The organism is Bacillus sp. AFS059628, from assembly GCF_002571225.1.
GTDB lineage: Bacteria > Bacillota > Bacilli > Bacillales > Bacillaceae_G > Bacillus_A.
In genome coordinates, this window is the sequence record NZ_NVEC01000017.1 from 12,693 (window position 1) to 27,057 (window position 14,365).

Consider the following 14,365-nt stretch of genomic DNA (forward strand, 5'->3'; position numbering starts at 1 on the left):
AATAAATCTCATTTTCATTCATTGTTTTTAACTTTTCTTTAAATTTTTTCATATTTTCTTCATAAGTGATGTAATCCAAAGCAATTCATGTTCAATACGTGATTTACTAAATTCAATGACTTCTGTAATGAAAAATGAGCTAACATCTAAAGATTGAATAGCAGTAAGTTGTTTATATAGTACGTCTTGGCGTATTGTTAAAATTTCTTTTCTGGCTTCGTAATCAAGTTTTTCAAATAGTGCGATACGAACAAGAAATTCTGCATTGTTTGTCGCGAGCTTTTCGGGAAACTCTCTTAACATTTCCGAAAAAATTTCTTCACCTGTTTCAGTTATGTCGTACATATTTCGGTTTGGCTTTCCCACTTGTGTATGTACTTTTTTCGTTATAGCCCCCATATTTTCAAAACGTCGGAGAGAAGGATAAAGCATATTATGATTTAATTCAAAATTCTCTCCTAACCGATTTTGAATATTTTTCTTTATTTCATAACCGTATTTTGGACCGGATGTTAATTCTGCGAGCAATAAAATATCAACATACATAAAAAATCCCCCTTATATATTTCTCAAGTTCTCCAATGAAAAATCTCTTTTAGTATATGTTAAAATAACATATGTTAGATTATACAACTTTGAACTACCGACCTATCACTATTATTGTAAAAGAAAAGGGAGGAAAGAACTATGGCTTCGCCTGAAAATGTGATTTTAGTTCATGAAATTTCAAAGCTGAAAACAAAAGAAGAATTGTGGAATCCGTATGAGTGGTATGAATTTATGAGGTATAATCACCCAGTACATTACGATGAAGAGCAAGATGTATGGAATGTTTTTTTATACGATGATGTAAATCGAGTTTTATCGGATTATCGCTTATTTTCAAGTAGAAGGGAGCGAAGGCAATTCGCAATCCCTCCTTTAGAAACTAGGATAAATATAAACTCTACTGATCCACCAGAACATCGCAATGTACGTTCTATCGTTTCTAAAGCATTTACTCCAAGAAGTTTAGAACAATGGAAACCCCGAATACAGGCGATTGCAAATGAACTTATAGAACATATCGAAAAATATAGTGAGGTTAATATCGTTGAAGAGTTTGCTGCACCTTTACCTGTTACCGTCATATCTGATTTATTGGGAGTGCCAACAACGGACCGTAAAAAAATTAAAGCATGGTCTGATATTTTATTTATGCCGTATAGTAAAGATAAGTTTAATGATCTGGATGTGGAAAAGGGGATAGCACTAAATGAATTTAAAGCATATCTTCTACCAATCGTTCAAGAAAAGAGATACAATTTAACCGATGATATTATTTCAGATTTAATACGAGCTGAATATGAAGGCGAAAGATTAACAGATGAAGAAATTGTAACTTTTTCTTTAGGTTTATTAGCGGCAGGCAATGAAACAACTAAAGTGGGATAAAAAGAAAAACAGAATCNNGATTCTGTTTTTCTTTTTATTAGGGGTAAGGTATTCTATGAGATTCATAGAAGCCTTATTACATTTCATTATATAGAATATATTGGAATAAATGTTTATATTTTTCATAATAATTGTGAATATTTTATGAACTTTATATTTTATGTATTTTTATACTGCTCCAAATGATGTGTATAACAGTACTTTAATAATTAAGTGTATACATGAGGGAACGCGTTAGGTTGCTTATCAAATTAGATGATGAACAAAACACATACTGATTAAAGGTTCTTTTTACATATTTATTTTTTTCTTTTTTAATTGAAAAATAAAATTTGTTCGAATAATTATTCTACAGCTATATACCTAAAGGCACATTCTTCGTATAATGGAGAAGTATAAAATTTGAATTTGTATTAATTTTACATATTGAGGTGAAAAAAGAATGAATGCGCGGCTAATGGAACTTATTGATGTGAGTACAATAGAAACCATGGCAGAACAATTTTATCAATTAACCAACATATCACATCAACTTCTTGATGCTGAAAAAGAATGTATATTTTCTTTCGGAATAAATGAGACGAAAATATGTAAACTTCCCAAAATTGAAATCCCCATTTTTTTATACAATCAACATTTAGGATCATTTGTAGTATGGTCAAACCAAAGTGCAATTTTCAATTGTCAAAAATATTTCGAAATGCTTTCAAATCTAATTATAGATGGGGCAACAAAAGTATTTCAAAGTAAAAATACAACATTGCTCTCTCGAAAAGAAGAGGAATTACATACAATTTTACAAAATATGCCCGTTATGGTTGATGCGCTTGATTATAATGGAGATTTTGTTCTGTGGAATCGTGAGTGTGAAATTGTAACAGGTTATACCGCTGAAGAAATAATAGGGAATCCACATGCACTTCAATTATTGTACCCTGACCATGATTATCGTCACCAAATACAAACGAAATTTTTAACTTGCGGAAAAAATTTCAGAGATTGGGAAATGCACTTAACATGTAAAAACGGTGAAACCAAAACAATTATGTGGTCCAATATTTCAGAACAGTTTCCTGTAACAGGATATAGCTACTGGGCTGTTGGTGTAGATATTACACATTTAAAAGCGATAGAAGAGCAGTTAAAACAACAAACGTCTGAATTGGAATTAATTTTTAAGGCTTTACCGGATTTATGTTTCTTAACAAAAGATGATGGTACAATTATAGACTATAAAGCAGGATCCCCTACAAAATTTTACGTACCGGCAGAAGCTTTTATGGGGAAAAAGTTTTTCGAAGTATTACCATCGCCAGTGGCGCAGCAGTTTCAGGAAGCTATTCGTCAAGTGAAAGAAAAAGGAACGAATGTAATTGTCGAATATCCACTTACAATCAATGGTAGTATCGATTTCTTTGAGGCTAGATGCTTACCATTATTACATGATAAAATTATGATCATTGTACGTGATATTACAGAGCGAAAAAAGACAGAAGAATTGCTAAATAAGTCAGATACACTTGCAGCAATCGGTCAATTAGCTGCTGGTGTTGCTCATGAAGTGAGGAACCCATTGACAGTTATTAAAGGGTTTATACAGTTATTTCAAATTAATAAAGAAGATCAGGAAAAATATTTTGATTTAATGCTTTCTGAAATTGATAGAATAGAAGCGATTCTTCAAGAGTTTTTATCAATTGCTAAAACAGATGAAATAAATACAGAACAAAAAAATATTTATCAAATTTATAAAAATGTCGTTTCGTTAATGAATACAAAAGCAATTATGACGAATATTCAAGTGGAATTATATGCAGACACCAAAGATATAAGTATTGAGTGCGCAGAAAATCAATTGAAACAAGTGTTTATTAATATTTTGCAAAATTCAATCGAGGCTATGCCAGATGGTGGGAAAATCACAATTCATATAAAAGAGATAAACGATGAAGGTGTTATTATTCATGTAATTGATGAAGGAATTGGGATACCTGAAGAAAGAATTAAGAGATTAGGTGAACCGTTTTATAGTACGAAAGAAAAAGGTACCGGTATTGGATTAATGTTGAGTTATAAAATTATTGAAAGCCACCAAGGGAAAATAAGTATTATGAGTGAGGTTGGTGTCGGGACAACAGTAACGATATATTTGCCGAAAGCTCAAATCAAAAAATCTCTATCAAATTATGATGATAGATTCGAATCAATGCGTCCCATTATTAATTCTTAAATGACTAAATACCCAATAACCAAAAGCTTAGTTTTTGGTTATTGGGTATTTTTACATTTAATTTAGTAAACTTTACCTTTTCTTTAGATTTGTTTTAATTTCTATTAAGTTTTAAACATTATATTAATATTTGTAAAAGGTAATGTACGGAAGTTATACATTACTTTTAATATATAAATAAAATATTATTCGGAATGTTATAAGGAGGAGATTAAGACGAAGTGAAAAAACAAGAGAAAACAAAAGGTAGAGCACTATCGATGCGGTTAAACATTTTATTCTTTTGTGTATTTTTATTATTTTCTGCCATGATCATACAATTAGGTAAAGTACAAATTATCGATGGAGAAACGTATAAAAATGAAGTAGAGAAGAGAGAAAATGCAACCGTAAGTCTTTCTGTCCCGCGTGGGAAAATATTTGATCGAGAAGGGAATCCAGTAGTTGATAATAAATCTTTACGTACAATTACATACACAAAGATGAAAGGTGTAAAATCTGAAGAAATATTAAATACGGCAAGACAACTTGCAGACATAATTGAAATACCGCAAGAAGATATAGATAAGCTAACTGAGACGGATAAGAAAGATTTTTGGATGCAATTAAATCCGAAACTTACCGAAAAGTTAGTATCTAAAAAAGAAATAAATCAGTTCAGAGATAAAGATATTACCGGGAAAAATTTAGATAAAAAAATAGAAGAGTTAAAAAGGAAGCGTGTGACAGATAAAAATCTTCAGGAATTAACAGATAAAGATATAAAAGTGTTAGCTATTAAAAGTAAGATGACTTCTGGTTATCAAATGGCTCCTCAAATTATTAAAAAAGATGTTAGTGAAAAGGAATTTACTATAATTAGTGAAGGCTTAGCAAATCTCCCAGGTGTAGACGTATCGGTTGATTGGGAGAGAGTGTATGTAAATGATGGATTATTTCGATCCGTTCTTGGAAATGTTTCTAATGCCGATGAAGGATTACCAAGTGAACGATTAGATTACTATTTGGTACGTGATTATAGCCGAAATGATAGAGTTGGAAAAAGTTATATCGAGCAGCAATATGAAGATGTACTTCATGGGACAAAAAAAGAAGTAAGAAGCGTTGCTGATAAACAAGGTAATACAATGAGAACAGAAACCGTTTCTGAGGGAAAGAGCGGTAAAAATTTAACTTTAACAATAGATATGGAATTACAGAAAAAAGTAGAAGAAAGTATTGAAAAAATATTAAAGGCATATAAAGGGTCAGAATCCATGTTGGACCGTGCTTTCGTTGTGATGATGAATCCGAAAAACGGACAAGTATTATCCATGGCTGGGAAAAGACTTGTAGAAAAAGACGGAAAAACAGAAGTTGAAGACTATGCATTAGGTACAATGACTAGTTCATATGAGCTTGGATCAACAGTGAAAGGTGCGACAGTTCTAACTGGATTTGAAACGAAAGCTATAACTCCAGGTACATATTTTTATGATGTACCAATGAAGTTTAAAGGAACTAAGGAAAAAAAGTCTTGGAAAGAGTTTGGGAATATTGATGATTTAAGAGCGTTACAAGTCTCTTCAAACGTTTATATGTTCCATACAGCATTAAAAATTGCTGGTGTGGATTATGTGAAAAATAGTTCATTAAACATTAAACAGGAGTACTTTGATAAAATGAGGTATTATTTCAGGCAATTTGGATTAGGTGTTCCAACGGGTATCGATTTACCGAATGAAACAGCTGGACAAATTGGTAAAAAAGATAATCAACCTGGTTTTTTATTAGATTACTCAATTGGCCAGTATGACACGTATACACCACTTCAGCTTGTACAGTATATTTCAACAATTGCAAACGGTGGATATCGAATGAAGCCACAAATTGTTCAAGAGGTAAGAGAGCAAACATCGCAAAAAGATGAGATTGGTAAAGTGGTGCATGCAGTAGAACCAATCGTTTTAAATAAAATAGATATGAAAGAGGAATATATAAATCAAGTAAAAGAAGGATTTAGAAGGGTATTCCAGGAAGGGGATGGAACAGGAGTAAGGGCGTTCCAAAAAGCATCTTATAAACCAGCAGGTAAAACAGGGACAGCACAGACAGTTTACGGTGGAGAAAGTGATATCGGAAGAAATGAAAAGGGTGATAGAAGAGAATGTTATAATTTAACGTTAGCAGGATATGCGCCATATGATAATCCTGAAGTAGCATTCTCTGTGGTTGTGCCGTGGGTTATTAATGATAAATCTGGTATTAACTCTGATATTGGAAAAGAAGTTTTAGATGCTTATTTTGAATTGAAAAATAAGCGATTGACTGGAGAACCTATAAAAATAGATAGCTCTCAGGAAGGTTAATACATATGAAATAGTATAGAAACTAGAGTCGTTTTATTTAGGAATAAATCCAAAATGGGTGATAGAAAGGTAAAATTATGCTATCAATTATTCACGCTTTATAAAATAAATCATATATTGATAGCATAGGACAAGCTGAAAAGCTTATTCTAAACTCACAGAACACTCCTTATCACGGTTTGGCATCTACTTATGTAGATGCCTTTTTTAATTTAATCACTAACAATTATTTATCAACCTAAAGTAGCAAGCATATTAGGACTATTAGGTGAAGATTGACGGTAATAATTACAGTATGCTTAATAAGCGAATTGAAATGTAAGGAGTGAGAAATAAGTGCTAAATATTTTAGTGGTTAATTTTCCAGCAGAGGGACATGTAAATCCTACATTAAGTTTAGTCAAATCCTATACTGAACGGGGTGATCACGTACATTATATTACGACAGAACAATTTAAAGACAGAATTGAAGATTTGGGAGCTACTGTATATACACATCCAGATTTATTAAAGGAGATTTCTATTGATTCTGAAACTCCAGATGGGCTGAATTCTTTCTTTCGTGTACATGTTCAAACTTCTTTATATATATTAGAAATTACGAAACAATTATGTGAAAACATACATTTTGATTTCGTAATTTATGATATATTTGGCGCTGGAGAGTTGGTAAAGGAATATTTACAAATTCCAGGCATAGTTTCTTCTCCTATATTTTTAATTCCTCCAAAATTTTTGGAGACATTACCTTTTCATCCAAATGCAGAAATACCATTCGAACCTGATGAAATTTCTGAACAGTTACTATATGAAATGGGACATGAATTTGGAGTAAAGCCTAAAAATAATCTTCAATTTATGCATAACAAGGGAGATATTACTCTTGTATATACAAGTCGTTATTTTCAACCTAATAGCGATTTGTTTGGGAGAAATAATATTTTTATTGGTCCGAGTATTTTAAGGCGTAAAACAAATGTAGAGTTTCCACTTAAATTGCTTAAAGGTAAGAAGGTTATATATATTTCAATGGGAACACTGCTTGAAGGGCTTGAACCATTCTTTAATATGTGCATTGATACTTTCTCGGATTTTGATGGAATAGTTGTAATGGCAATTGGTGATAGGAATGATCGTTCTAAAATTAAGAAAGCGCCAGACAATTTTATAATTTCTTCATACGTACCCCAGTCAGAAATATTAAGTGAAGCAGATGTTTTTATTACACATGGCGGCATGAACAGCGTACAAGACGCTATTTATTTTAATGTTCCATTTGTCATCATTCCACATGATAAAGACCAGCCAATGATAGCACAAAGATTAACTGAGCTTGAAGCAGCACATCGGTTATTGAAAGAGAATGTTAATATGCAAACGTTAAAAGAAGCGGTAACAGATGTTTTTTCAAATGAAAAGTATAAGCATGGAATACGAAAACTGAAAGAAAGTTTTTTAGAATGTGGTGGTTCAAAAGAAGCAATTGCAGTGATTGCATCTCTTTTAAATAAATAGTGTAGACAATATAAAAGCATAGAGGCTCTACCTTTATGCTTTTATACTATTATTCTGCAAACTGTACAGCAGTACTTGCATGTAAAAAAGCAGTATCAAAAACAGGAACAGTAAGGTCGTTTTGGGAAATGAGCAATGGTATTTCAGTGCAACCTAGTAGTATACCTTCTGCGCCATTTTGAATTAATGATTTTGTAATTTGTAATAGCTTTTCTTTTGATGTTTCTGAAATAATTCCTTTACTTAATTCATTTAAAATAACATGATGAATAAAATTTCTTTCCTCTTTATTTGGAATAATTGTCTCAATGTTATAGTTCGCTAGACGTGATTTATAGAAGTCTTGTTCCATCGTTTGTTTCGTACCTAATAGTCCGATCCGCTTTATATTCTGCTCTACCATTTCTTTAGCACTTACATCACCAATGTGAAGAAGTGGAATAGATATTGCTTGTTCTACTTCTTCAGCAAATAAATGGACTGTATTGGAACATATTAATAAACATTCAGCTCCGGATTTTTCAACCTTTTTTGCAACTGTAACTAATTCATTTTTCACTTCTTCATATTGATGATTTTGTAATAAAGTAGTTACCTCACCAAAGTCCATACTATATAAAACAAGCTTTGCATTCTGATCATATTGAGAGAGTGTAAGTGTATTAATATGTTTATAGTATAATGATGTGGATTCCCAACTTAGGCCACCAATTAAACCGATTACTTTCATCGCACATTCCTCCCGTAACTATTTAAATTTATCATTTCATAATTCCGATAAGAATACAATGATTTAAATGCACTGTTAAACGAAAAATAAAAATAATTAGAAAAGTGTTGAAATTTATTCTTCTAAGTGCCATAATACGAATTACAAATTAATACTTATCCAGAGAGGTGGAGGGAACGGCCCTATGAAACCTCAGCAACCCCTATGTACATGTATAGGAAGGTGCTAATTCCGCAGAGGACACGTGTGTGTGTTTTGGAAGATAAGAGGATTCTTGAATGTGAAAGAAAATGACCTCTTATGTAAGAGGTCATTTTTTTGTTGTATAGAAAGGGAGTGTCAATGCATAATTCATTTTCAAAATAAATATAGAGTAATAAAAGTTGACTTATATGAGAGGGGAATTGTAATGAATAAATTATCAACAAAGTTAGTAGTAGCAATCGGAATTGGAGCAGCATTATACGGGATATTAGGACTTTGGGGATTTTCTATTGCACCAAATACGTTTATTAAACCTGCATTAGCTATCTTAACTGTTTTTGGGGCTTTATTTGGTCCAGTGGCAGGGCTGTTAATAGGACTTATCGGTCATACCGTAACGGATACAATTGCTGGCTGGGGTATTTGGTGGGGATGGGTTATTAGTTCAGGCATTATTGGTTTTGCAATGGGGCTCATTCAAAAAAGAGTTGGCTTTAGTGTGAAAAACGGGACGTATAATAAAGGTGATATTTCTTATTTAGCCATTACGGGATTAATTGGTATCGTCATTGCTATTATATTTGCTGGGGCATTCGATATTATTGTCATGGGAGAACCGTTTGACAAAATTGTAATACAAGTATTAGGAGCAACAATTGCGGATGTTATTGTATTTTTAGTTCTTGGGTTGCCAATTACAATAGGTTTAGCTAAGTCAAATAAGAAACATACACATTTAAAAATTGAAAAGTAGGGATGTTAACATGCAACCAATTATTTCTTTAGAAAAATTTAGTTTTCAATATAAGCATGCGGCACAGCCTACTGTAAAAGACATTACGTTTCATATATATCCTGGGGAAAAAGTATTAATTGCTGGGCGTAGTGGTTCAGGGAAATCAACGTTAGCTCATTGTATCAATGGGCTAATCCCATTTTCTTATGAAGGGAGTAGTACTGGAACTATTTCTATTGCCGGAAAAGACCCGAGGAAAGGGAGTATTTTTGAGCAGAGTAAACAGGTAGGAACAATTTTGCAAGATCAAGATGCCCAATTTATTGGTCTTACAGTAGAAGAAGATGTGGCTTTTTATTTAGAAAATGAATGTGTAAATCAAGATGATATGAAAAAGATTGTTTCAGAATCATTAAAAAAAGTAAAGATGCATACTTTTCATAAACAAAGTCCTCATGAATTATCAGGAGGGCAAAAACAAACTGTTTCTTTAGCGGGTCTGTTAACGACAAATGCTAATATATTATTGTTTGATGAACCTTTAGCGAATTTAGATCCAGTAAGTAGTTTACATACAATAGAACTTATTAAAGATATACATAAACAATATAATAAAACAATTGTAATTATTGAACATCGAATAGAAGAAATGTTAAATCTGGATTTAGATAAAATTATTTTAATGGATGAAGGGGAAATCGTTGAGATAGGAACACCAGAAGAGATTTTGGCCTCAAATATATTACCATCTATTGGCTTAAGGGAACCTATGTACATGGAAGGATTACAGAGGTTACAGTTTGATAGTAATAATGAGGGAATATACCCACTTGAAAATCTTCAAAGAGAAAGTGTTCGTAGCGCAATAAATGAGTGGATGGAGAAGCAAGTTTTTTATAAAAATACTCCTAATAACAAAGAAATATTGACAGTAGAAAATTTGTCGTTCTCCTATTCTAATAAACAAAAAGTATTAGATAATGTAAATTTCTCTATAAAAGAAGGGGAAATTGTTGCACTTTTGGGGCATAATGGTGCTGGAAAATCAACATTAGCTCATAGTCTTATAGGTATTAACAAAACAAATAATGATAGGATTTTATTTAATGGAATAAATATTAATACTTGGTCTATTCGTAAACGTGGAGAGATTATATCATATGTCATGCAAAATCCAAATCATATGATTACACAGCCTACTGTTATAGAAGAGGTTTCATTCACATTAAAATTAAAAAAGGTATCAAAGGAAGAAATTAAGTTTAGAGCGGAAGAAACGTTAAAAATTTGTGGCTTGTATCCATTTCGAAATTGGCCAATCCAGGCATTAAGTTACGGACAAAAAAAGAGAGTAACGATTGCATCTGTACTAACGACAAATCCGAAACTTATCATATTAGATGAGCCGACAGCGGGACAAGATTATTATCATTATAAACAGTTTATAACGTTTATAAGAAAACTAGCTGCAAAGGGAATATCTTTTATTTTTATTACACACGATATGAATCTTGCATTAGAATATACAGACAGAGCGATAGTTTTACATGAAGGGGAAATTATTGCGAATGATACCGCGTCTACTGTATTAGGACATCCAAAAACGTTACATAGAGCGAACTTAAGGGAGAGTTCTTTATTCAAACTCGTTAAATTAAGTGGTATTGCAAATCCTGAAAGGTTTATAGAACTTTATTTTAATGTTATGAGGGGGGAGGAAGGTGTATAGTACATATTTTCATCGTATGGATGGAGCAGTGAAATTATTGTTATTTATTTTTTGTATGACGCTTACTTTTTTATTTTTTGATTTTCGCGTATTGCTATTTGTATTTATAATTGGATGTATTGGACTCCTAGTTGCTAAAATTCCATTTCGTAAAATTTTTATTGTTTTTACTGTTATATTTACATTTAGTTTATTAAATTCTGTCATGATCTTATTTATTACACCCACCCATGGATCTGAATTAACGGAATCATATACTTCATTTCTGCATATTGGATATGCAACGATTACTTATGAAACTTTATTTTATGCAGCTACACTTTCGTTAAAGTATTTTACGTTATTACCATTTACACTTATTTTTATTTATACGACTGATCCAAGTGGATTTGTGAGTAGCCTAAGTAAATTTCGAATTCATTATAAGATTACTTATGCGATAAATATTGCATTACGTTACATACCTGATATTCAGTCTGAATATAAAATTATTAAACATGCGCAAGAGGCAAGAGGAGTAGCGTTTGAAAAAGGAGAAGCAAGTTTATGGATTCGTATGAAAAACCGAGTCTTAATTTTCTGGCCTTTAATTATTCATTCTCTAGATAGAATCGATACAGTTTCAAATGCAATGGATTTAAGAGGATTTGGTAAGAAGGATACACGTACGTGGTTTTATACAAATAAAGCGAAAAGAGGGGATTTTATTGCTTTATTTGTAGGTGTTTGTATTTTAATTGTTGCTGTGTATTTAAAGTTACATGTATTTCAAAACTTTTGGTATCCATTTTAAAGCACTCTCAAATGAGTGCTTTTACTTATTTTTATATAGACATGCTCAAAAAGGGGATATTTACATAATGTATAATACGAACCAGTTAAAATGATCAACTACCTATTAGTTTTCAAACCAAAAGGAGGAGAAAATATGAGTTACGGTGGTTCTTGTGGTTTTGGTGGAGGTTTCGCTTTATTAGTTGTGTTATTCATTTTGTTAATTATCGTTGGATGCAGCTGTTGGGGCGGAGGGTACTAATTTCTAATTAGTCTCCACAAATGTAAACTTACAAAACATATAAGATACTTATGTATCGAAACAAATAAAAAAGGAGCAACTATGCTCCTTTTTTATTTGTTTTTAGATGAGTTCATATTACATTTCGGTAATGTAATTGTCAAAATTGTGCCTTTATTAATAACGCTTCGGATTTTTAAATTACCTTGCATCGTTTCAATAATTTTAACAGCAACCATTGTGCCTAAACCTGTACCCTTCGTTTTTGTACTAAAATACGGTTCACCAAATCGATTTATTTGCTCTTGTGACATACCAATTCCGCTATCCTCAATTCGTATGATAACCTTATTATTACTAATAGATGAGGAAATATTTAAAGTACCACCATTAGGCATTGCTTCAATACCATTTTTTATTAAGTTTAAAAAGCATTGTTGAAAGTGCTGCTTATTACCAACAATTGTTGCCGTAGAGAAATCTTTTGTAATATGTATTGTGTTCATGTTACATAAAGGTAAGATCATATTAATAACTCGATTTAACTCTTGTTCTACTGAAATATGATCTAACTTTTCTGAAGCAGGTTTGGCGAAAGTTAAATAATCATCAATAATTCCTTGGGCACGATGTAACTCTTCAAGTATATGTTCAATATACTCGTCCCTTGATTCTGGAGTTAAATTTGGTGTTTTTAAAAGCTGAGTAAATCCTTTTACGACAGTTAAAGGATTTCTTACCTCGTGCGATATACTAGCAGCGAGTTGGCTAACAATCTCCATTTTCTCCATTTTGATTAACTTCGACCGCATACATACTGCATCTTTTAAAACTTCATTAAAATAAATTACAAATAACATTAAAATATTTGGTAATATTATGAAATAAATAATATATAAATTATTCACTTCAAAATCTGATAAGGTTAATACAATTACAGTTGTAAATATTGCTAGAAAAAATGTTAAAAACATTCCGTAAGCTACTTTAACTTTTCTATTATACTTATTAAATTTTGCGGATGCGAACGCTGTAATGATAAACATTGTGCCATAAACTAATATTGTTAACATACTAAATCCATAAAATGAAAACCTTGTAATTAATAAGATGGCAAACAATATTATACCAACAGGGAAGCCACCATAAAGCGTACCTATAATAACTGGTATTTGTCTTAAATCATGAATACAATTTTCATCCATATAGATAGGATAGCGCATACATAAAATAAGAGGGATACTCGTACAAAGTATAATAAGTAGTTTTTTATATTTCTTCAAATTGCGCCCGCTATCATATAAAAAATAAAAAATAAATATACTACTTAAAATGTAAAGAAGATTATTTAATACGTTTTGATTAATATAAACAAAGTTCATAATATTTGCCTCGTTATTTTGAATTTCCATTTCAAATATATTATACATGATTATAGTAGAAACTTTTTGCTTTTAATAATATAAGTTTATATCTTTTCAGCATTAGCCACGTTTAGCCACTCTTCATAAAATGCTTCAACCGATACATATCGTTCAATTCGGTTTTCGTTTACAGCACGATACGCTATTTCATATAAATCTTTACTTGCTTCCCATTTCGTAAAGGAGCGATCTTTTCCACCGCCCAAGAGAGCAAAAGCCATTGCCCCCATATTAAAAACGTTTGTTCTTGCGTCAATCATTGCATGTAGCTCGAATTCTTCAGGAGACATAAAACGAGAGGAACCCCATAATCGTCCCATTTTATTCACGTATGGTTTTTTAGAATATAAATCAATATCACAAATCTTCGTCTCGTTTGTATGAAAATTATATAAAATACTACCGTCATAAAAATCTATTGCTACATAGTTTTTCTTTTCAACAAATGTATGGAAAGAAAAAATGGAATGTAATGATTGAATTCGTTCCATAACTGATAAATGCTTAAATTTATAAAATGGAGAGCTTGGGTTAGTATATTTTTCAGGAGGTGGGAAACTCCAATGTGAATGAAGACATTCACCATCAAACCAATCGAAAATTAGTACATATCCAGAGTGAACTGGATAATGTTCAATTAGTTTTATAAGTGAGTCATGCTTTAATTCCTCGTATAGGGAAGCTGAATTTTTTAATCTTTCAATAGCGTCTTTTATTGTCCCTTTATATGCAAGTGTTTGTGCCCCTGCATATTTAATAAATTTCTTACGCCCATCTTTTTCTACACCAAAAGATAAATTGCCTGAATCTTGCTGGTCAAAAACAGCAAATACGTTTCCTAATTTCAATAGCCAATCAAAATTATGATGTTCTTTTAACTGGAATGTAACTTGATTCAACTGAATTTCAACTGGATTATCTTTCATAATATACCTCGCATTTATTATAATAAAGTTGTATATTTCAGTATTCGACATATTTTTTGAAAATCCTATGTTAA

Annotated in this window: 11 protein-coding genes, 1 pseudogene and 1 riboswitch; of the genes and pseudogenes, 8 read left to right on the forward strand and 4 right to left on the reverse strand. The window is 31.5% G+C overall.

What is annotated here, in order from left to right; genetic code table 11:
• Positions 1–48 precede the first annotated feature (48 nt).
• Complete coding sequence (locus COL05_RS07250) at positions 49–546, reverse strand: PadR family transcriptional regulator (protein ID WP_098668091.1); 498 nt, start codon at positions 544–546, stop codon at positions 49–51.
• A 141-nt stretch (positions 547–687) separates the two neighbouring features.
• Between COL05_RS07250 and COL05_RS07255 the strand changes: the two are divergent.
• The 4 genes and pseudogenes from COL05_RS07255 to COL05_RS07275 form a co-directional block, all read left to right on the forward strand.
• Positions 688–1,422 (forward strand): annotated as a pseudogene (locus tag COL05_RS07255) (cytochrome P450); the annotation flags it as partial.
• A 454-nt stretch (positions 1,423–1,876) separates the two neighbouring features.
• Positions 1,877–3,664 carry a PAS domain-containing sensor histidine kinase gene (locus tag COL05_RS07265; protein WP_142337389.1) on the forward strand — a complete coding sequence of 596 codons (1,788 nt, stop codon included), beginning with the start codon at positions 1,877–1,879 and terminating at the stop codon, positions 3,662–3,664.
• 221 nt (positions 3,665–3,885) lie between these two features.
• Positions 3,886–6,012, forward strand: coding sequence for a peptidoglycan D,D-transpeptidase FtsI family protein (locus tag COL05_RS07270; RefSeq protein WP_098668092.1), 2,127 nt, complete (start codon positions 3,886–3,888; stop codon positions 6,010–6,012).
• 336 nt (positions 6,013–6,348) lie between these two features.
• On the forward strand, positions 6,349–7,527 hold the full coding sequence (locus COL05_RS07275; protein WP_098668093.1) for a macrolide family glycosyltransferase: 1,179 nt from the start codon (positions 6,349–6,351) through the stop codon (positions 7,525–7,527).
• Between the two features lie 49 nt (positions 7,528–7,576).
• Here the strand turns inward: COL05_RS07275 and COL05_RS07280 are convergent, their stop codons facing one another.
• Positions 7,577–8,257: an aspartate/glutamate racemase family protein gene (locus COL05_RS07280; protein ID WP_098668094.1), complete on the reverse strand. Its 681-nt coding sequence runs from the start codon at positions 8,255–8,257 to the stop codon at positions 7,577–7,579.
• A 152-nt stretch (positions 8,258–8,409) separates the two neighbouring features.
• A riboswitch (SAM riboswitch) is annotated at positions 8,410–8,526 on the forward strand.
• A gap of 140 nt (positions 8,527–8,666) precedes the next feature.
• On the opposite strand from COL05_RS07280, the gene COL05_RS07285 reads away from it, so the two are divergent.
• The 4 genes from COL05_RS07285 to COL05_RS07300 all read left to right on the forward strand — a co-directional run bounded on the left by COL05_RS07285 (position 8,667) and on the right by COL05_RS07300 (position 11,962).
• Positions 8,667–9,215 carry an ECF-type riboflavin transporter substrate-binding protein gene (locus COL05_RS07285; RefSeq protein WP_001038201.1) on the forward strand — a complete coding sequence of 183 codons (549 nt, stop codon included), beginning with the start codon at positions 8,667–8,669 and terminating at the stop codon, positions 9,213–9,215.
• Positions 9,216–9,225: 10 nt separating this feature from the next.
• Entirely contained in the window at positions 9,226–10,926 is a 1,701-nt protein-coding gene (locus tag COL05_RS07290) for an ABC transporter ATP-binding protein (RefSeq protein WP_098668095.1), read from the forward strand.
• Positions 10,919–11,719 (forward strand): energy-coupling factor transporter transmembrane component T family protein, encoded by an 801-nt coding sequence (locus tag COL05_RS07295; protein WP_098668096.1) that lies wholly within the window; start codon positions 10,919–10,921, stop codon positions 11,717–11,719. The genes COL05_RS07290 and COL05_RS07295 overlap by 8 nt, the downstream gene beginning before the upstream one ends.
• A 135-nt stretch (positions 11,720–11,854) precedes the next feature.
• Positions 11,855–11,962, forward strand: coding sequence for a YjcZ family sporulation protein (locus COL05_RS07300; protein ID WP_000120182.1), 108 nt, complete (start codon positions 11,855–11,857; stop codon positions 11,960–11,962).
• Positions 11,963–12,054: 92 nt separating this feature from the next.
• On the opposite strand, the gene COL05_RS07305 is transcribed toward COL05_RS07300, so the two are convergent.
• The gene (locus tag COL05_RS07305) at positions 12,055–13,323 is read right to left on the reverse strand and encodes a sensor histidine kinase (protein ID WP_098668097.1); all 1,269 of its coding nucleotides are present in this window, start codon (positions 13,321–13,323) and stop codon (positions 12,055–12,057) included.
• An 86-nt stretch (positions 13,324–13,409) separates the two neighbouring features.
• Positions 13,410–14,291: a protein kinase family protein gene (locus COL05_RS07310; RefSeq protein ID WP_098668098.1), complete on the reverse strand. Its 882-nt coding sequence runs from the start codon at positions 14,289–14,291 to the stop codon at positions 13,410–13,412.
• Between the last annotated feature and the right edge of the window lie 74 nt (positions 14,292–14,365).

Coding starts and splice junctions, on each gene's coding strand:
- COL05_RS07280 (WP_098668094.1), bottom strand. CDS start 8,257: ATGAAAGTAATCGGTTTAATTGGTGGCCTAAGTTGGGAATCCACATCA.
- COL05_RS07290 (WP_098668095.1), top strand. CDS start 9,226: ATGCAACCAATTATTTCTTTAGAAAAATTTAGTTTTCAATATAAGCAT.
- COL05_RS07250 (WP_098668091.1), bottom strand. CDS start 546: ATGTATGTTGATATTTTATTGCTCGCAGAATTAACATCCGGTCCAAAA.
- COL05_RS07265 (WP_142337389.1), top strand. CDS start 1,877: ATGAATGCGCGGCTAATGGAACTTATTGATGTGAGTACAATAGAAACC.
- COL05_RS07285 (WP_001038201.1), top strand. CDS start 8,667: ATGAATAAATTATCAACAAAGTTAGTAGTAGCAATCGGAATTGGAGCA.
- COL05_RS07310 (WP_098668098.1), bottom strand. CDS start 14,291: ATGAAAGATAATCCAGTTGAAATTCAGTTGAATCAAGTTACATTCCAG.
- COL05_RS07300 (WP_000120182.1), top strand. CDS start 11,855: ATGAGTTACGGTGGTTCTTGTGGTTTTGGTGGAGGTTTCGCTTTATTA.
- COL05_RS07305 (WP_098668097.1), bottom strand. CDS start 13,323: ATGAACTTTGTTTATATTAATCAAAACGTATTAAATAATCTTCTTTAC.